The following is a 16,903-nucleotide window of genomic DNA, read 5'->3' on the forward strand; positions in this document are numbered from 1 at the left end:
CGACACGCCGTCAGCGTCCTCGATCAGGTGACCAGTCATCGCGTCCATCAGGGGTCCCTTCACAGCGGGTGTCCACCTGATTCATGACACTCCCCTCACGACGCCCGGGCCGAGGGCAAGGCCTACCCAACAGGCGACGACGGAGCAGTGAGCAGGCACAATCACGCTGGTATGAATCCCCCGTCGCTCCCGCCACATGCAGAGCCCCGCGCCGTCTCCGGGCGCAAGGGCGGCAAGCAACCGCTCCGGTCGCGGGTCAAGCACGGCAGCCCCACCTGCGCCGACTACGGCTGTACTCGGCCGGAATGCAAGGCCGCTGCGCGCCGGGACCGTGCCCGGCGCGCCAACGATCTCAAGGCCGGCCGCTCCGCCCGCATCCCCTCCGCTGATGCCGCAGCGAGGGCCCACCAGCTGCAGGAGACCGGCCTGTCGGCAGCGGACATCGCCGAGATCTCCGGAGTCGCCGTCACACTCGTCCGACGTCTGCTCCGCCCGGCCGGGGTACGGCCCGCCGTCATCCACCGCACGACTGCCGAGGCCATCCTCGGCATCCCCCTGACCAGCATCTTCAGACGGGACCGGCTGCTCCCAGGCCTGGTCGAGGCCGACAGGGCCGCCACCAGCCTGCAAACCCTCGCCGAACGCGGCTGGCCCACGAGCTTCCTGGCCGCCCAGCTGCACACCAGCACACACACGCTCGCAGCGATCCGCAGCCGGGAACGCCGGCGTCTCGCCCTCGCCCTGGACCGCAAAATCCAACGCCTCGCCATACTCCTGCTCGCCAGCGACCCCGCTGAGCACGGCGTCGCCGCACACAGGAGCCGCCGGGCCCAAGCCGCTGCGCGGCAGCGCGCCCTACTGGTGGCCTCTGCAGTTAAGGCCTCCGTCCCCCGGCAGATTCCATAGCGGCCCAGGCACAGCGGCGGGCGCTGATCACGCAACCGGCACCGCCGAGCTGAACCCTCGGCGGTGCCACCCCCAAACGCCGCGCGCTCGCGGCCTTGCTTCACTCTCCGGCGTCTCCCTCCGGCTCGCTCCGTCCGCCTGTGGGCGCGATCGTGAACCAGGCCGTCGGCCCCTCGACCACCAAGCCCTCCTTCGCCAGCCGCTTCAGCCGGGACCGGGTCGTCTCCACCCGTCGGCCGTTCGCCGGTCACACACGCCCGCCTTGAGCCCGTACTTCTTCGCCGGAAGACAACTCCCGCCCGAGCCGTAGGCTGATCCCATGCCGACCGAGGAGCGCCCCCAGAACGCCGTCAAGCACTGGCCGGAGTGCAACGACGTCTACGACTTTCTTGAGCAGATCCGCCTCCGCCCCAGCATGTGGCTGCCCGGCGGCTCACTCCACCATCTCCAGGCGATGCTCCTTGGCTATCAGGTCGCCACCAGCGTGCACTCCGTCAATGAGCCCTTCAACTTCTGGGCGTTCAGCCAGTGGCTCGGGAAGCGCCTTTACGGCGACAGCGCGTCATACGACTGGGCAGCCGACATCGATCGCAACACCCCCGACGGCTCGACGCCGGTGGAGGAATTCTTCCGGCTCCTCGACGCCTACCGGAGCGAAACGGTGCGCGAGGAGGCGCCAGGAACGGTCCGGCTTCCCGGCATCGAGTACATGAGCAACACCTTCGTCACCCTCTTCTGGCGCCAGCGGCTCCTCAACCAGGCTGTGCAGCGTCTCGAAGACTGTGACTTCCGCGTCGTCCGGCTGGCAGCGGGCCAATGGAGCACGGAGCAGGACATGCACCGCGCTATCGCTGCCGCCCTGCAATTCCCCGACTACTACGGCCACAACCTTGCCGCACTTAACGACTGCCTCGGCGATGTGGCTTGCTACGGTCCTTACGACGACTCAACGGATGGCACAGGACTGGTCCTCACCTTCACCGACTACGACCGATTCGCAGCCGCCTGCCCCCAAGCGGCGCAAGCCGTACTCGACATCATCGCCGACCAAGCCCGTCACGCAGCCGTACTTCAGCGTCGGCTGATCTGCCTGGTCCACAGCAACGACCCCGACATCCAATTCGACCCGGTCGGTGCCATGCCCGTCATGTGGAACAGCGACGAATGGCTGGACGCCAACCGCCGAGGCTGAGCGGGCGATCGCGAGCATGTCAGAGCCCACGGCTAGCATCCGCCCGTGAACCCTGAGCTGCTGTCGAACGTTGCTGTCCCCCTCCCGCCTGGCCGGTTGATCACGTCCGATGAAGGTGACGGAGGCGTCTAGGTCCTGTGGCTGAGCGACGGCTCCGTACCCGCAGAGTTGTGGACGCGGATTCGCGACGAGCATCCCCGCTCTGGGGTGTGGCCCCTGCTTCTCGACTCGCGCGACCCGGAAGACAGCGACTTCCGGCCCTGGGGCTCCGGCGAGCTCTTCCCCGAGCGGATGTCATCACCCGACGACCACGACCCGGCTGATCTGCTCGCGAAGTGGTGGGCGACGTACACCGCGATCGATGAGGACGACGACATGCTGCCGCCCGACGAGCGGCTTGCCGTCACGGCCCCCTTCGGCGAGACCTGGCCGGGCCTCACACCCGGCCGTGAAGACACGGCGGATCCCAGCCAGCTGGCCGCTGAGTACGCAGAACATTACGTCCTGAGTCGGCCGCGGTCACGTCTGGGCCTGGTCGCCGCTCCTTCCGGTGCCGACGCCCTCGCCCTCGTCGGCTGGGACGGACCCGCCAACTGGGACAACGACACCGCCACGTTCTCCGCCGTGGTGAGCGACTGGGAACAACGCTTCGGTGCACGCGTGGTCGCCGTTGGTTCCGACACACTCCACCTGAGCATCGCCACACCGCCGACGAACAGGGAAGACGCCCTGCTCGTCGCGGCCGAACACTTCGCCTTCTGCCCCGACAACATCTGGCAAGGCCCCCGCCCCCAGACCCTTGCGGCGTACGCCGAACGACTCATCGACACCCACTGCTGGGAATTCTGGTGGGACTGACCCAGGCCCGTCGGGAAACGATCACCTCCGGTGTCCCCGCTGACGCGGGGACGCGGGTGTGATCGGTACACCGGGTCTGCCCTTATCGAGGGTGGAAGAGATCCCTGCGGACGGCGGCCCACTCCCGGGGTTCGACCCCCTCTGGCACGCAAAACCGACATCGTTTCCCAGGAAACGACCGCGGCCAGGGGGGCTGTTCCGCTGGCTGGGCAAACGTCGCTGACCTCGGCGAGGCTCTCTTTTTGACCTTGTCTGGGAGAACTCGCTCCTGGTGGGGCCGCTGCGGATAGGGTCGGGGCAGCTCGTGCCAGCATGGGTGTACGGGTCAGGCCCGGTGCCCAGAGCGCTCTGGGGGCAGTACCACCGGGCTGTCCCGCCCCGCATCGGCTCCCGCAGCTCGTCCGACAACTGCTGCCGATGAGTGAACATGCAGGCGCGTCCATTCGGCGTTTCGAGCCCGTTCGAGTGTGCCCGAAAGACTAGTCCGCGACCTGGTCAACGACGACGGGAGCAGCAGTGAGCTTGATCATCGGGACCTGGAACGTAGAGAACTTCTGCCGACCGCTGCCACCCGGCAGCGCGCCCAACCCCAACAAGTGCGCCGCCAAGGACCAAGCGACCTACGACGCCAAGGTCGAAGCCTTGGCCGGCGTCATCACCGAGATCGGGCCGGACCTGCTCGGCGTGCAGGAGGTCGGCAGCCAGGAGGCGCTGGACGACCTGGTGGCCAAGCTGCCGGGCACCTGGCACACCGCCCTGTCGAACCACCCTGACCCCCGCGGCATCCGGGTCGGGGTCATCAGCCGCTTCCCTCTGCTCGACGTCCAGCAGCGCAAGGACTTCCCGGACCACCTCCGCCCCATCCAGGTCGAGGACCAGGGCGACGACGCCCTCACCAGCGAGATGGGGCGCGGCGGTCTGGCTGTCCGGGTCGAGCCATCTCCCGGCCAGAGCCTCCACGTGGCCGTCTGCCACCTCAAGTCGAAGCTGCTGACCTTCCCAAACAAGCAGCACAGCACCAACGACGAGCACCTGCGCGCCCGCTATGAGGCTTACGCGCTCTTCCGCCGCACCGCCGAGGCCGTCACCATGCGCGGCCTGGCCGACGACCTGCTCCAGGGCGACGGCAAGAACCGCGATGTCATCGTGCTGGGTGACTTCAACGACGAGTGGCAGGCCGCCACCACCCAGATCCTGTACGGCCCGCCCGGCTCGCAGATCGGCACCGGCGGCTTCACTCACCCCGACAACCCGGGCGACGCCAACCGCCTGTGGAACCTGGCCCCGCGTATCCTCGACCAGGGCGGTTTCTCCCGCATCTTCGAGGGCCAGCACGAGCTGATCGACCACATCATGATCAGCCACGCGCTGCTGGCCAAGTTTGAAGAGGTCTCGACCGGCAATGAGAAGCTGCCGAGCGTGCTGGAGGCCCAGCCGGCCGCGCCCCACGACAAGCCGTCCGACCACTCACCTGTGGTGGCGAAGTTCAACCTGTAGAGCACCGCGCCCGGCAAAACGGTGGTTGAGCTGGCCCGCTGTCTCTGTCGGTGCCGAGTACACCGGACACCGGCCGTCAGCCCGTACATGAGGCCGTTGTTCACTCAAATTCCGAGGTACGAGGAGGGGCCAGGTTCACCGGAGAACTGATCATGCGCTAACCCGGGCTTCCGGCACTGCGGCGGTTCACTCTTTGGGGCTGGTGAGCTTCTCGACCTTCTTCGCCGCTGCATCTGCCTGCGCCCGCGCCTTTGCGGCCGCCCGGCCGGCTTCCCGGTGGCGGGCGGCGGCGTCCGTGCTCGCCGCGCGGGCCTCGCTCAGCCGCGCCTTCGCCGCCTCGGCCTCTCCCTCCGCTGCTGCCACGGCCGCGGCCATGGAGTCCACGAGCTCCTGCCCGGCGGCGTATCCGGCTTCGAGCCGCTCGGCCTCGGCTTGTACCTCGGCCCACTCCGCCTTCGCTGCCGCCACCCGCTCCTGACGCGCCTGCACCGCAGCCTTGCCCGTATCCGCCTTACGAGCACGGGGCCGGGTCTGCTCCGCTGCGGCTCCGGCCGGCTCGGACACCGGTTTCTTGCTTGGCGGAGCCGCGCCTGGCCTCGGTTCCAGACCGGTGAACCCCAGCCCCGCATCCGGCGCCTTCAGCAGACGGCCCTCCACCCAGTCCGCCGCGACGTACTCGTTGGCGAGGACCGCGTGAAGGATCTGCTCAACCTCGTGCAGCACCGGCTCACTCACCACCTGCCCGGCCGCCGCCGCGAGAGCGCGCGCGGTCCGCGCGAGCTGACCAATCACCACATGCTGATCATGCGAGAGCCTCCGCAGCTGCTCGGCATCCAGCGTCCGGTGCGCCGTACGGAGCGCCTCGCCCAGCTGAAGCAGCCCCTGCGCCTCCTCAGGACGCTGTCGGGCCAGTAGCCCCGCCGCCCACGCCGCGACCGTGGGTTTCCGCAGCCCCGCGATCGCGGCGGCGAGCTTCTTGTCGCCGGCCTTCCGCGCCCGAGCCACGTATTCGTCGCGGACCGCCGTGAACTCCGCTGGCAGCAACCCGTACAGCTCCGCCGTCACCGACTCCACGTTCATGCCCGGCAGTCTCCCGCCCCGAATGCCGCCGGGCCCGCACCCCGAGCAGCACCGCGCGCCGCCCTGCCACCTCAAGCCCGGGGGCTTGCGTCCACGAAGACCGGATTAGGCCTATCCTGCGGAGGCGTTTTCCAATGGAAACGGCACGACTACAGGTGGGCCAGCTGCTCGCGTACGGGGCCGGCGAGCTCGCCGTAGAAGTCGACGCGGTCCTGGGCCTGGAGGATCTGGGCGCACACGGTCAGCAGTCCGGTGCGGGCCTCGGGCCGGTCCAGGACGGGGGCGAGCTCGGTGCGGATCCGGGCGGCCGTCTCGGGGACCAGCAGCGCGAACAGGTACAGGGTGGCCGCGTCGTAGCCGTACGGGGCTCGGCCCCACCCTTCCCAGTCCACAATGTGCGGGCCGCGGGTGACGTTGCCGTAGTGGAGGTCGCCGTGGGCGGTGGTCCAGGTGACAGCATCGACCTGGTGGCCGGTGAACTGCGGGATCACCCGGCGCAGGTACTCCTCGCGCAGGGCCTCGCGGTCCGTCGGCGGCGGGACCTCGGCCAAGACCTCAAGGGCGGCGCCCATATCCTTCCACCACGCCTCGGGAAGGCCCGGGTCCTCGTCGAGGACGGGGCGCGGGGAGACGATCGGGTCTGGGGCGAAGGCGTACAGCTCGGCCCGGTACGCGTAGGCGTCGGTGGTCCAGTCCCGGATGCGGTACAGGTCGGGGCGCGGCACCGAAGAGGGGAGGGCGCGGGAGGTGGACGGGCCGTTCCATAATTTGCCGCCCTCAGCGCCGGCCTCGGCGCAGACGACGCGCAGCCAGTGCGGTCCGGCGGCGCCCGACAGGGTTCGGCCCCGGTACCCCCACACCCGCTGGCCGGTGGCACGCAGGCCGAACTGGTTTGCGGCGTGCTGCTGGGCGGCCAGCATCCGGTCCACGATGGCGGGTGCGGGGGCGTCGAACATGGCGGATCCCTACCTCGGCTGGGAGACGGCGGCCGCGTCCTTGGATACCAGCTCGGTGGCGAGGGCCGCGACCTGTTCCACAGTGAGGCCGGAGCGCGCGGCCAGGTACCCGAAGGTCAGGCGGGCGCCGGAGACCAGGGCCTCCAGCACGGGGCGCACGGACGGGTGGAGCTCCCATTCGTGTCCGGCGGCGCGCAGCACGACGGCCTCGTCGGCTCCCTCCAGCGCGGCCCGGGCGGTGGTGAGGGCCAGGACCAGGCCGGGGTCGGCGGGGACGTCGCCGATGTACGGGAGGGAGGGCGCCCGGCGGCCGGGGTCGCGGGCGTCCAGGGAGGCGGCGAACTCCGAGACGATGTGGGGGTGGAGGGCCTCGGCCACCTCTTTGCGCAGCTGCTCGGTGTACGCGGTGCGCTCGGCGGGGCCGGCCACGGTGGGCACGTTCGCGCGCAGGGTGGGGGAGTGGAGGAGCTGTCCGGCCAGCCACACCAGGAGGTGGTGGCCGGTCGCCGGGGTCAGGCCGCACGTCAGGTGCAGGGAGCGGCCCTCGGTGGCGGCCACCGCGTGCCACCAGCCCCGCGGCAGGTACAGCATGTCCCCGGCCGCGTACGACGGGACGGCCGCGAGCCGCTCGGACTGGGCAGCGCGATCGGCGTGATGATGACCGCCTCCTTGCGGGCGTCGCATCCGTCGCCGGCGCGCCGGCCCTTGTTCCAGTGCCTGTACAGGTCCCGCTTGTACCCGGCCCACTGCTCGTCGGCGACGGGGATCTGGTCGATCGCCTCGAACAGCGGAACCAGCGCGCGGAGCCCAGCAGCTCTCGCGGTGGCCGGGGGAGCAGCGGACCGGACCCGTGGGGTGCGGGATGCAGGGGCGCCGGTGGCCAGGAGGGGAGAACGGCGAGGGTGAGCGCGAGAAGCCCGCGGCGCATCACCGGCGGCAGCGGACCGGGACGCGTCAGCCGTCGTGCAGGTCTCTGAGGAGTTCGATGCCCATGCGGTCGGTGTCGCCGGAGGTGCCGCCGAGTCGGTGAATCATGACCCAGGCGCCGTTGGGGAGGGCGCCGGCGAAGGCGGACGAGGTGCTCGTTGCGCCGTTGTGCCAGGTGACGAGACCTGCGGCCTGCCAGGTGGGTGCAGGATCCCCGAGTTTCCGTTCGACGAGCAGGCTCTTGAGCAGGTCGGCGGTGGCCTGGGGGGTGGCCCAGAGGCCGCCGGAGGGAAGGATGGCGCCGTCCAGGGTCCACTGGGGTCGTCTGCGTCCGAGGAGACCCGTGGGGTGCAGGCAGCACTCCGCCGGTGGGTGGGTGGTGATTTCGCGGATGCCCAGGGGCGTGAGGACGTGGTCGTGGATGAGTTGTTCGTAGGGCAGCCGGCCCGCGGCGGACAGGGCTGCACCGAGAATGGCGTACCCGAGGTTGGAGTAGGCCTTGGTCGTGCCAGCGGGTGCGGTGGTCATCTCGTCGCAGGTGCCCAGTAGTCGTTGCAGGGCGACGTTGTCGAAGCCGCGGTAGGGGTCTTTGCCGGCCAGCCCGGGAGGCTGCCGGGGGAGACCGGAGGTGTGCTCGGCCAGGTGCTGCAGGGTGATGCCGGTCCCGTGGGGTGCAGGGAGCCAGCGTTCCACCGGGTCGGCGGCGTCTAGCAGGCCCGCTTCGGCCATGCGGACGAAGGCGGTGCCGGTGAGGACCTTGGTCAGTGAACCGATTTGGACGTAGCGGTCCGGGTGGTGGCCATGTGTGGCGTGGGGCGCGGCGGCGCTGGTGAGGACACAGGTGGGTGTGCGTGTCCGTAACACGGGGCGCGGGTCCTTTCAGGGTCGGGCGGGCGGAACGGCGCAAGCCGGGGTTCCGGCGGGCATGCGGTGCCGGTGGCGGGCCACCCAACGGTAGATGGGTCGTGCGGCGGTGCGTAGGAGGGGGGCCTGGATGGCTGCCCCGGCCAGTCGGTAGCGGCGGCTGGGGGAGTGGCGCATGTACTCGGCCAGGGCCTGTGCGCCGCTGGCGATCACTTGGTCGTGGTGGAGCAGGAGGACTTCATGGTCCAGGCGGGCCCGGTGCGGCTTGGTGGCGGTGTCGGGGAGGAACTGCCAGGGGATGGCCTGCAGGGTCGGTCGGCGCCGGGCGGAGATCTGGTTGATGACGGCCTGGCAGAAGCCGCAGTCTCCGTCGAAGGCCAGGACGGGCTGGGGGTGGGTTGTCGGGCTCATGAATGCCTTCGTTTCGTGAGCTGTTGGTGCGGCGTTTGGTGGTGGCGGGTGTGCGGCTTGCAGGCGTCACGTGGAGGACGAGGGTGCGGCCGCGGGCTCGGGGAGATTGCTGTCGGCGTCGGCCGCCGGATGAGGTTCCGTGCTGCGGTGGGACCGTTCGTGGGGAGGCTGGCGGGAGGATTGCAGGCGGCGCGCCACCGAGGAGCACTGGTGGAGGGCGGTGCCGAGTGGCCCGCTCAGGAAGATGAGGTCGCACGCCATCATGGTCAGGGCGAAACTGGTGAGTCCCATCAGCACGCCGATGGCCAGGTGGAAGCTGATGGAGGCCACCGCTGCCCACGGGCGCAGCCTCGGGACGAGGATCCCGAGGGGGAAGTAGACCAGGAATATGGTCGTGGAGTACGTCCCGAGGAAGACCAGGATGTCGTTGTTGTAGACCAGGTCGGACACGCCGGGAAGGCTGAACTCGGATACTCGCAGGACGTAGAAGAGGGCAGTGCCGTCCTGCCACATCTTGCCCTGCACCTTGTAGAGGCCGCTGACGACGTACACCAGGCACATCTGGGTGGCGATGGCGAGGATGCCGATGTTGTGCACGGGCACCGACAGGGACCGCAGCACGCTGGGGATGCGCTGCGCGAGGCGGTGTGCGAGGCCGGTGGGGAAGGAGAACCGGTCGTAGCAGCGGGTCAGCATGAGCAGGGGGAGCACGACGTAGGCGAGGTTGTCGCCGCCGTCGAGGAGGACGGGCTGGCGCTGGTAGATCGACCAAAGGAATGCCCAGTGGACGGCCAGTGAGATCCTGCCGCCCACGCCGCAGGTCACCGCGAGGGCGGCCAGCATCCCGACGTGGAAGACGACCTCGAACCACGCGTCGGAGCTGCTGAGCGTGTACAGGCTGAAGGTGCCGTTGTCGTGGACCTTGGTGACGAATTCGGCCCAGGGGAGCACGCTGTCGGGCCCGAAGAGGTACTTGCGGTCGCCGTACTGGCTTGCGTAGAACATGAAGCCGACGAAGCCCAGTAAGAGGCGGGTACCGCTTACCCCGAGCACGGCGTAGGGGTGGCTACCCGCTTTGTCCAGACGAGGGATCAGATTTTTCACAGGTTTCTTACCTCCACCCACTCCATGTCCTGGACGTCGACCTTGTCCTCAGCCTTGGGGTCGTGGCGCTTCGACCAGGGCGGAAGCTGCTGGATGTAGAGGCGTAGCTGTACCTTCGCCGGCTTTCCGTCGCAGACAGCAGGCATCTGGGTCAAGGAATAACGCGAAAGGAATCGGACGGCTTCCTCCCGCGAGGTCTTCTCGTAAGGCGTGAGCGGCAGCTCTTTCTTCTTCTCATCCTTCTGGGATTCCCGCAGCCGCGCCAGAACAGGGTCACCGCCGTTCAGCTGCTGCACACTGCCGGTCACCAGACGCGACATGCGGGAGGGGAAGAATCTGCTCTGCTGCGCCTTCGCCACGTATTGCGTGGTGACGTCATAGAAATCGGTGGTCGATCCGTCCGGGCATGTGGCCCGGGCCAGGATGCCTCGATTGTCGGACAGCGGGTCCGGGGCGAAGAGCATCCAATTTTGAGCGAAATACGGCTCCAGATAACTGGCGGCATAGTGGTAGTAGCGGAGCTTCATAGGGGTCAACGGCATCTGAGAGAAGGCTGCGGCAAGGAAATGAAGGCCCAGGAGGGCGGCGCCGACGAGCAGCGCCACCCTCCTGGCTACGGAGTGATCCCTCACTTGTCGAAAACCGTCTCCACGGCGGTGCCGTCGGGCAGCGTGCTGCCCGGGGCGACCCCGAAGAAGTCGCTGACGTTGCCGGCAGCCTCCAGTGCGGAGTCGGTGGCCAGCTCTGCGGCAGCCCTGCCGTGCACGGTGGCCCTGTCGGCCGCGCGGCCTGCGGCCTTCGCCGCTTTACCGGCGACATTGGCGGCCTTGCCGGCGAGCTTGCTCAGACCGCCGATCGCCTGCGGGGCGTCATCCGGGTTTTCGGTCTGCACGGCGGCAGCACGGGCCACCGGCGCCGATTCCGAGGCCTGCGCCGATCCCTGAGTGGCCACCACGAGTGCGGCGCCGCCCAGCGCCAAGCTGACCCCAGTAATCAACTTCTTCATTCTCTCTCCATTTCTTCCGTCACCCGTCCATACAGGCCGGGGACGCATTCAGTAATTGACTGCGAGGCGGTGAATCGGGGCGAGCTGGCAGAATCTGACACAAGCCAAGCAAGCAGGCGTGACCTCAAAAAAGGCCTACCGATTGGCCTGGAAATGAACCGACTGCCGCAGCACAGGTGCGCAATGACGTAGTGCCGCATGTCGAACTATCCCCAATTCCCGTCCACCTCCCTTTCGAGAGGCGTTACGAATATTTACATGCACCGGGAATCCAGTCCAGGGAATAGAAGGATAAAGGCCTGACTCGAACACGCCGGGCGAATGATTTCTCGCGATGTGGCGACGTACGCAAGAAGCGGCAGGCCGGCCTCCCCTTCGAGCCTGACCTCAAGGTATGGCGCCGCGTAGCCAACACAACCGGCCAGCCCATATCAGCAGCCTTTTGTGTGTGCACTACACTTTTCGGTCAATCCTGCGGGTTCGTGCGTGCACCGTCTTGATCAGCCTGGCTTAAAGATGACCCGGCATGTTCATAAATCGGCCCTCTTGGCCCAAAATGCACCCATGGAGCCGACGCGGAGCGCCCACCCAATGCCCCAGCGGATTCATGGCCGGCTACTGGCGTTCCGCACGGCGCTGCTTGGTGTCCTGGTAAGCCGATTCGTGCACGACTGCACTCGGCTCCCCCGGGGCGTGCGCGGGAGTGTAGGGGCGCACAGCGAAGCGGATGCGCCCGCTCCAGAAGATTTCCCGAAACGGCCTGAACGTTCGCGGCGGCGGTCCGCTTGGCTGGTGAGTGAGGGCTGCCTCTCGTGGTGGCTCCTCGGCTGCCGGTGGGGAGGCACGCCTGACGCCGGTGTCCTCGGCGAAGGCGGCGACGGCCTGCAGGCAGGCGGCTTCGACCGGCCCGTGGTCGCTGGTCGTGTCCTCAGTGCCGGCGTAGTGGCCGTGCTGGTCGCGATCGGCGGGGTCGTACTTGGTGACCTGATAGACGTAGGGCAGCACGTCACTGCCTACCGGAGGTCGACGGTGTGGCTGCGTTCTGGTGGCGTTCAAGGACGCGGTAGACCGTAGCGCGGCTGACGGAGAAGAGCTCGGCGAGGTCGGCGATGGTGTGCTCGCCGGACTGGTGCTGCTGGACCAGGTGGCTCTGCTGGCGGGCGGTGAGCTTGGGCTGCTTCCCCTTGAGCTTGCCCTTGGCCCGCGCCACCGCCATGCCTTCGCGGGTGCGCATGCGCAGGAGGTCGACCTCGAACTCGGCGAAGGTGGCCAGGATGTTGAAGAACATCTTGCCCATCGGGTCGGCGGGGTCGTAGATGGTGCCGCCGAGCGAGAGCTTGACGCCGCGGGCGGTGAGCGAGTCGCCGATGTCGCGGGCGTCGGGTACCGAGCGCGCAAGGCGGTCGAGCTTGGGGACGAATTCAATCAACGTTGGTAGAAAGAGACGTACTCCTTCTCTCGTCTCGGATGGAGCGTGGACAGCGCGCCACCGACGCGGTCCAAGGCGAGATGCGCGAAGACCTGGCGCTGTTCACCGCCGTCCTGGGCCGGGCCGCACCCGGCGAAGGACCGCACCGATCTGGCTCGTACGGCCGCACGACCGGGGCGACCAGGCCGACGCGGACCGATCGTTCGCCACCGCGGCGAAAGCCGCCCGAGAGTCCGGGGACCGGAGGATGACCGCCTGGGTGCTCGGCCGACACGCCATGGTCGGCCTGAACTACGGCGCTCCCGGGCAGGCCGCCCGCATCGCCGCTCAGGCCCGCCGGAAAGCCGGCGCCCGTCCGGCGCGGCCGCGCTCGCGGCCGCCGTCAACGCCCGTGCCCTGGCCGCCGTGGGCGACCTTCCCGGTGCCCGCCGGGCGGTGGACGACGTCCGCACCCTGGCCGAGCAGTTGGACGGCCCCGAGTCGGCAGACACCTGGTTCGGGTACCCAGCCCAGAAGCACTACGTGCACCTCTCCCAGGTGTACACGCTGCTCGGCGACACCCGCGCTGCGTACCGGGCGCAGGACGACGCCCTGGCGCTGACGTCCTCGCCGTCGGTGATGACCCGCGCGCTGGTCGCCATGGACACCGCCGCGTGCCTGCGGGTCGATGGAGATCCGGGCGCGGCCGCCGAGATGGCCGCCGCCGTCTACGACCGGCTACCGGAGCGGCCTGGTGCACCCCCGAGCCCAGATGCTCCACCGACACCTGGACGGAGCCCCACGTCGGCTGCTCGGGGACGCGCTCGCCTGATGGCGCCGGGGCGCCCCGCCTGGCTTCGCCCGGCTGGGGCGCTCAGTCGTTTCCAGACGCCCGGGACTCCTGCGCGCAACGTCAACGATCTTTGCGCCTGGCGCACACTCCCCGTGATCACCGGCTCGTACGCTCTGGACGAGAAGCTGGCCTTTGATCTTGGCGGCTGCAACTCTCTGCGTTGAAAGGGCAGTTACATGAACAAGAGCTTCATGCAGAAGTTCCGGTACCGGGCGGTGGCGGTCACCGCCGTCGCGCTCGCGCTGGGAAGCGTCGTCACGACCGCGACGACCGTGCAGGCCGCCCCAGCGGAGGGCTTCGTCGACGGGTGGGACAACGTCACCGACGACTGGGGCGACGAAGGTGTGCTCTCCACGACACAGCACGCCAACAGCGGTGCGACGGGTATCTGGCAGGCCATCCTCTACAACGACGGGTTCCTGAACCGTTCGGACATCGACTGCAAGTTCGGTCCCGCCACGGCGGAGGCGACCCGGAAGTGGCAGGCGAAGTATCTCGGCGCGTCCCAGGCCGACGGGATCGTCGGGCCGAAGACGTTCGGCAAGGCGTCCAGCTGGCTCAGTCTGATCGGCTACGGCCCTGGCTACCATACGTTCCGCTACGACGGCGAAGTCCTCCTTCCCATCTCCTTCGACCGCGACGACGCGACGGGCCGCTACCGCTTCTACAGGCGGCCTGAGCCGAGTGGGGTTGTTGACGGCTACTACAACTCGATGGGCGGCTGCTGAGGCCACTTCGGCCCCGTCCGGGTTCGATCGGGCGGGGCACTGACGCGCAGCCGGGCCGGGGTGTCCCGCTGCGTCACCCGGCCGCTCATCCAGCTTGGCGTCGAACGCCGGGTCCGGGGATTCCTTCCAGGTCTTCGTGTGCTGGAAGGAAATCCCGCGGCGGGCCGGCAGGCAGCGCAGTGCCTCCCGGCCGATCCGGACGGGCCTGGAGTTGTTCCTGCGCAGGTGATCGGCCGGTTTGCGGATCGACCAGCAGGTGAAGGGCTTCCCCAGCACGGTGGGGCGGGTGGTGGCCGTCTGGACGACGAAGTCCTCGTCGTCACTGCTCAGCAGGCGGGGACGGCCTCCCGCCCACTGAGGGTTGAGGCATGCGAGCCCGATCTCGTTGAAGCGGTGGATCACGTCCCGGACGGTGTCCTCGTCCGCCTGGACCAGGCGCGCGATCACAGGGACCACCGAACGATCTGCTGGCATCCCCGGCCCCGCTGGACGCAGCTCGCGCTCTAGGCCGCCATCCACATTGTGGCGATCCTCGCCGCGATGATCGCCGCATGAAGCGAGTAGTACCTGTAGGCCGCGCCAAGCGCAGCAAAACGCCCGCCCCAGTCTCGAACACCAGGGGCGGGCGTTTTGCGTGCTCCAGGAGACCTGGAGCCGGACGGTCAGCCTGCGGTCGAGAGGGTGAACTGCTCTGCGTCCAGGACCCGCTCGTCCTGGACGAACCTCCCGTATTCGCCACCGGCATCCGTGTTCTGCTTCAGCGGGACGTGCCCGCGGACACAGGGTTCGTAACCGGTGGGCTTCCTGCCGAGGAAGTAGTAGATCTTCCAGGTGCCGCCCTCGAACTTCGGGAGGATCTCGGCGCAGCTGCCGCCGTCACGGCCGCCCTCGAAGGTGCCAGCGAACGGGTACTCGTCGCACGAGTCGGTCGGTATGTCGTCCTGCGGGTAGAAGGGGATGCTGCTGCCTTCCTCGCAGGTCCGGTACCGGTTGGCCTCGGCTTGGGCCTCGCTTTTGTTCCGGCGGAGCGGATTGTCCGGAGCCCCCCAGTGGTCGGAGAGCGCGGCCTGCCCATACCAGTAGGTGGCGGCCGCAGCGCCCCACTGGGAGAGCGGCAGGTTCAGCTGAGCCCGTATCTGGCCGATCACGCAGCCGTACCCGGCCGACTCCGCGTCGCAGCGCACCTTCGTGGGCAGCGACCAGTTGTGATTCCAGTCCCCAGGGGTGTCGCCCGGCTGGTACAGCTGGAGCGCGTACTGCGGCGTGATCTGGGTGACCGTGCCGCTGGCCGGGTAGCTGGAGAACGTGACGTGACTGCTCGCGCTCTGCCCCAGGACGAGGACCTTGGTACCCCACGCGTCGGCGTTGAGCATCCCGCAGGAGTTCGCGCACGAGGCCGTGAGCTTGACTGCGAGGCTCCGGACGTTCCCCTCCAGCCTCGTGACGGTGGCGGTGAACAGCTCGTTCCACCAGCCGCTGCGCGCGTCGAGCGTGGCGGAGCCGCTGAGGCTGATCTCCCCGACGCCCTTCACGGACCCGTTGACCGGGTCGTAGAGGGTGTAGGTGAGCCGCGCGTCGGAGAGGCAGTACGAATGCCGGTCGAAGTGGTAGTAGCCGGGCTGGACGGAACACGTCCCAGCGGCCAGCGGCGCGGCGGTGCGACTGCCAGCTGTGCGCGTGACCTCTGTGCAGGCCCTGGCACCGTCCTTGCGGACCTTCGAAGCGGGTATATCCGTACAGGTCCTACCGGCCGGGAGAGCCGCGCTCATGGACTCCTGACGCGGCCCTGATGCGGCCAGCCGCTGCGGGTCCAGCGTCGTAAGGAGCTGCTCCTGCGCGGGCGGTGCGGTTCCAGGCGGCGCGGCCGTCGCGGTTCCGGTGAGAGCGCCGGCGGCGAGGGCGAGTGACGCCATCACCATCAGGCACTGTCGGGCACGATTCACTGGACTCCTTCGAGGTTTTTGATCTTGGCCGATAGGTGCACCGTTCAACGGGGCACTATCCAGCGGGCCCAAAATGATCGTCAATGACGCATAACCGGCCAGCTCGCACAGCAAGTTGAGCCACCACCGGCGCCGACCTTCACGTGGAGGCGCAGCAGTTGGGGCGTTGGCCGCCGACACCGGCATCCGGCGGCTGCGGGACCATCCGCGGCCGCGCTGGACGCAACTCGCGGCGGCCGTGCACATCGTCGCGGTCCTCGCCGCGTGGATCGAGCAACTGGCTTTGTTCACGACTTCCGGGTTCTGACGCACATTTCATGAACGATCTTGCTGCCTCTCCGCCAGAAGGAGGTGCGCACCCCCTGAGCTGCGCGGATCGGATGTCACGGGAGGCTGGTGGCCCCGAGTCGAGATCGTTCGCTGAGTAGGCCCGGAGCGCGGTGCCGGGATTGCTCCCGGTCCGTTTCTCCGGACCTCTCGCCGAACCCGCCGTGCGTCTCTCAACGCAACGGGCTCTCCACGGTCTCTGCCGTCAGACGGGGTTCGCAGGCTGCCATGGGTTGGGGATCGTGCTGGCCCGGTATCGGTAGCGGCTGACTGTGACCGACGCGATCCGGAACAGCTCGATCCCGTCCGCCGCGATGGGTCTCCACCGCCCGGTGGGGGTGGTGAACCGGCGGCGGACGTCGCCCCAACTCCATCGGTGACGTTCCCGCAGCATGCGGATAAGACGCCACCACACGATGCCGTCGAGCCTGTCGAAGACATGCTTGGCGACCGCGTGCTTGAAGTAGTTGGCCCAACCGCGCATGATCTGAGTGAGTTTTTTCAGCACGGTGGCAAGATCCTGCTGCGATGTCCTGCCTGTCAGAGCACGGACCTTCGCCTTCAGTGACCGGATGGGCCGGTCGGCGATGAAGGTGTAGACGTGCCATTTGGTCGTGCCTCCTTTGCGTTTCCACTGGATGCGGAAGCCCAGGAAGTCGAACCCGTCGCTCATATGCGCGATCCTGGTCTTGGCCTGCGACAGCCGCAGGCCGAGAAGTTCGAGCACGTCAGCGACTTCTTCGCGCAGTGAGCCCTTTCCAACCTCAGGTTGAGGCGTGGTGAAGGACGACGACGGCCTTCACGATGTCGGTGATCCGGTTGGTGCTGCAGCGGAGCTTGCGT

Annotated in this window: 19 protein-coding genes and 1 pseudogene; 7 read left to right on the plus strand and 13 right to left on the minus strand. The window is 68.4% G+C overall.

Going from position 1 to position 16,903, the window contains the following annotated elements; genetic code table 11:
* The first annotated feature begins 171 nt into the window (after positions 1-171).
* The 4 genes from ABTY04_RS38385 (at position 172) to ABTY04_RS38400 (ending at position 4,453) form a co-directional block, all read left to right on the plus strand.
* Positions 172-906, plus strand: coding sequence for a hypothetical protein (locus tag ABTY04_RS38385; RefSeq protein WP_352218071.1), 735 nt, complete (start codon positions 172-174; stop codon positions 904-906).
* 319 nt (positions 907-1,225) lie between these two features.
* Positions 1,226-2,098 carry a barstar family protein gene (locus tag ABTY04_RS38390; RefSeq protein ID WP_352218072.1) on the plus strand — a complete coding sequence of 291 codons (873 nt, stop codon included), beginning with the start codon at positions 1,226-1,228 and terminating at the stop codon, positions 2,096-2,098.
* 207 nt (positions 2,099-2,305) lie between these two features.
* Entirely contained in the window at positions 2,306-2,956 is a 651-nt protein-coding gene (locus tag ABTY04_RS38395) for a DUF4253 domain-containing protein (protein WP_352218073.1), read from the plus strand.
* A 516-nt stretch (positions 2,957-3,472) separates the two neighbouring features.
* A complete protein-coding gene (locus tag ABTY04_RS38400; protein ID WP_352218074.1) occupies positions 3,473-4,453 on the plus strand; it encodes an endonuclease/exonuclease/phosphatase family protein in 981 nt (326 codons plus the stop codon).
* A gap of 186 nt (positions 4,454-4,639) precedes the next feature.
* Here ABTY04_RS38400 and ABTY04_RS38405 read toward each other — a convergent pair whose 3' ends face one another.
* The 10 genes from ABTY04_RS38405 to ABTY04_RS38450 all read right to left on the minus strand — a co-directional run bounded on the left by ABTY04_RS38405 (position 4,640) and on the right by ABTY04_RS38450 (position 12,230).
* Positions 4,640-5,518 carry a hypothetical protein gene (locus tag ABTY04_RS38405; RefSeq protein WP_352218075.1) on the minus strand — a complete coding sequence of 293 codons (879 nt, stop codon included), beginning with the start codon at positions 5,516-5,518 and terminating at the stop codon, positions 4,640-4,642.
* Positions 5,519-5,682: 164 nt separating this feature from the next.
* Positions 5,683-6,489, minus strand: coding sequence for a protein kinase family protein (locus ABTY04_RS38410; RefSeq protein WP_352218076.1), 807 nt, complete (start codon positions 6,487-6,489; stop codon positions 5,683-5,685).
* Between the two features lie 9 nt (positions 6,490-6,498).
* A complete protein-coding gene (locus ABTY04_RS38415) occupies positions 6,499-7,080 on the minus strand; it encodes a JmjC domain-containing protein (protein WP_352218077.1) in 582 nt (193 codons plus the stop codon).
* A gap of 363 nt (positions 7,081-7,443) precedes the next feature.
* A complete protein-coding gene (locus ABTY04_RS38420) occupies positions 7,444-8,280 on the minus strand; it encodes a serine hydrolase domain-containing protein (protein WP_352218078.1) in 837 nt (278 codons plus the stop codon).
* A gap of 15 nt (positions 8,281-8,295) precedes the next feature.
* The gene (locus ABTY04_RS38425) at positions 8,296-8,691 is read right to left on the minus strand and encodes a thiol-disulfide oxidoreductase DCC family protein (RefSeq protein ID WP_352218079.1); all 396 of its coding nucleotides are present in this window, start codon (positions 8,689-8,691) and stop codon (positions 8,296-8,298) included.
* Between the two features lie 66 nt (positions 8,692-8,757).
* Positions 8,758-9,696 carry an HTTM domain-containing protein gene (locus ABTY04_RS38430; protein WP_352218080.1) on the minus strand — a complete coding sequence of 313 codons (939 nt, stop codon included), beginning with the start codon at positions 9,694-9,696 and terminating at the stop codon, positions 8,758-8,760.
* Between the two features lie 95 nt (positions 9,697-9,791).
* Positions 9,792-10,400 (minus strand): DUF5819 family protein, encoded by a 609-nt coding sequence (locus tag ABTY04_RS38435; RefSeq protein WP_352218081.1) that lies wholly within the window; start codon positions 10,398-10,400, stop codon positions 9,792-9,794.
* 23 nt (positions 10,401-10,423) lie between these two features.
* Positions 10,424-10,801, minus strand: a complete 378-nt coding sequence (locus ABTY04_RS38440) for a hypothetical protein (RefSeq protein WP_352218082.1) — start codon at positions 10,799-10,801, stop codon at positions 10,424-10,426.
* Positions 10,802-11,416: 615 nt separating this feature from the next.
* Positions 11,417-11,806 carry a hypothetical protein gene (locus ABTY04_RS38445; protein WP_352218083.1) on the minus strand — a complete coding sequence of 130 codons (390 nt, stop codon included), beginning with the start codon at positions 11,804-11,806 and terminating at the stop codon, positions 11,417-11,419.
* Between the two features lies 1 nt (position 11,807).
* Positions 11,808-12,230 carry a recombinase family protein gene (locus tag ABTY04_RS38450; RefSeq protein ID WP_352218084.1) on the minus strand — a complete coding sequence of 141 codons (423 nt, stop codon included), beginning with the start codon at positions 12,228-12,230 and terminating at the stop codon, positions 11,808-11,810.
* Between the two features lie 405 nt (positions 12,231-12,635).
* On the opposite strand from ABTY04_RS38450, the gene ABTY04_RS38455 reads away from it, so the two are divergent.
* Both ABTY04_RS38455 and ABTY04_RS38460 read left to right on the plus strand, forming a co-directional pair.
* The gene (locus ABTY04_RS38455; protein WP_352218088.1) at positions 12,636-13,226 is read left to right on the plus strand and encodes a hypothetical protein; all 591 of its coding nucleotides are present in this window, start codon (positions 12,636-12,638) and stop codon (positions 13,224-13,226) included.
* A 12-nt stretch (positions 13,227-13,238) separates the two neighbouring features.
* Positions 13,239-13,790 (plus strand): peptidoglycan-binding domain-containing protein, encoded by a 552-nt coding sequence (locus ABTY04_RS38460; protein ID WP_352218089.1) that lies wholly within the window; start codon positions 13,239-13,241, stop codon positions 13,788-13,790.
* An 87-nt stretch (positions 13,791-13,877) separates the two neighbouring features.
* Here the strand turns inward: ABTY04_RS38460 and ABTY04_RS38465 are convergent.
* Both ABTY04_RS38465 and ABTY04_RS38470 read right to left on the minus strand, forming a co-directional pair.
* Positions 13,878-14,243, minus strand: a pseudogene (locus tag ABTY04_RS38465) (helix-turn-helix domain-containing protein); the annotation flags it as partial.
* A 209-nt stretch (positions 14,244-14,452) separates the two neighbouring features.
* A complete protein-coding gene (locus tag ABTY04_RS38470) occupies positions 14,453-15,733 on the minus strand; it encodes a NucA/NucB deoxyribonuclease domain-containing protein (protein ID WP_352218085.1) in 1,281 nt (426 codons plus the stop codon).
* A 166-nt stretch (positions 15,734-15,899) separates the two neighbouring features.
* On the opposite strand from ABTY04_RS38470, the gene ABTY04_RS38475 reads away from it, so the two are divergent.
* On the plus strand, positions 15,900-16,040 hold the full coding sequence (locus ABTY04_RS38475; protein WP_352218086.1) for a hypothetical protein: 141 nt from the start codon (positions 15,900-15,902) through the stop codon (positions 16,038-16,040).
* A 225-nt stretch (positions 16,041-16,265) separates the two neighbouring features.
* On the opposite strand, the gene ABTY04_RS38480 is transcribed toward ABTY04_RS38475, so the two are convergent.
* A complete protein-coding gene (locus tag ABTY04_RS38480; protein ID WP_352218087.1) occupies positions 16,266-16,787 on the minus strand; it encodes a group II intron maturase-specific domain-containing protein in 522 nt (173 codons plus the stop codon).
* Positions 16,788-16,903 lie beyond the last annotated feature (116 nt).

Origin of the sequence: Streptomyces sp. NPDC097981 (genome assembly GCF_040302565.1) — a bacterium.
Classification (GTDB): Bacteria; Actinomycetota; Actinomycetes; order Streptomycetales; family Streptomycetaceae; genus Streptomyces.

Coding starts and splice junctions, on each gene's coding strand:
- ABTY04_RS38425 (WP_352218079.1), bottom strand. CDS start 8,691: ATGAGCCCGACAACCCACCCCCAGCCCGTCCTGGCCTTCGACGGAGAC.
- ABTY04_RS38430 (WP_352218080.1), bottom strand. CDS start 9,696: ATGTTCTACGCAAGCCAGTACGGCGACCGCAAGTACCTCTTCGGGCCC.
- ABTY04_RS38410 (WP_352218076.1), bottom strand. CDS start 6,489: ATGTTCGACGCCCCCGCACCCGCCATCGTGGACCGGATGCTGGCCGCC.
- ABTY04_RS38415 (WP_352218077.1), bottom strand. CDS start 7,080: ATGCTGTACCTGCCGCGGGGCTGGTGGCACGCGGTGGCCGCCACCGAG.
- ABTY04_RS38460 (WP_352218089.1), top strand. CDS start 13,239: ATGAACAAGAGCTTCATGCAGAAGTTCCGGTACCGGGCGGTGGCGGTC.
- ABTY04_RS38390 (WP_352218072.1), top strand. CDS start 1,226: ATGCCGACCGAGGAGCGCCCCCAGAACGCCGTCAAGCACTGGCCGGAG.
- ABTY04_RS38385 (WP_352218071.1), top strand. CDS start 172: ATGAATCCCCCGTCGCTCCCGCCACATGCAGAGCCCCGCGCCGTCTCC.
- ABTY04_RS38440 (WP_352218082.1), bottom strand. CDS start 10,801: ATGAAGAAGTTGATTACTGGGGTCAGCTTGGCGCTGGGCGGCGCCGCA.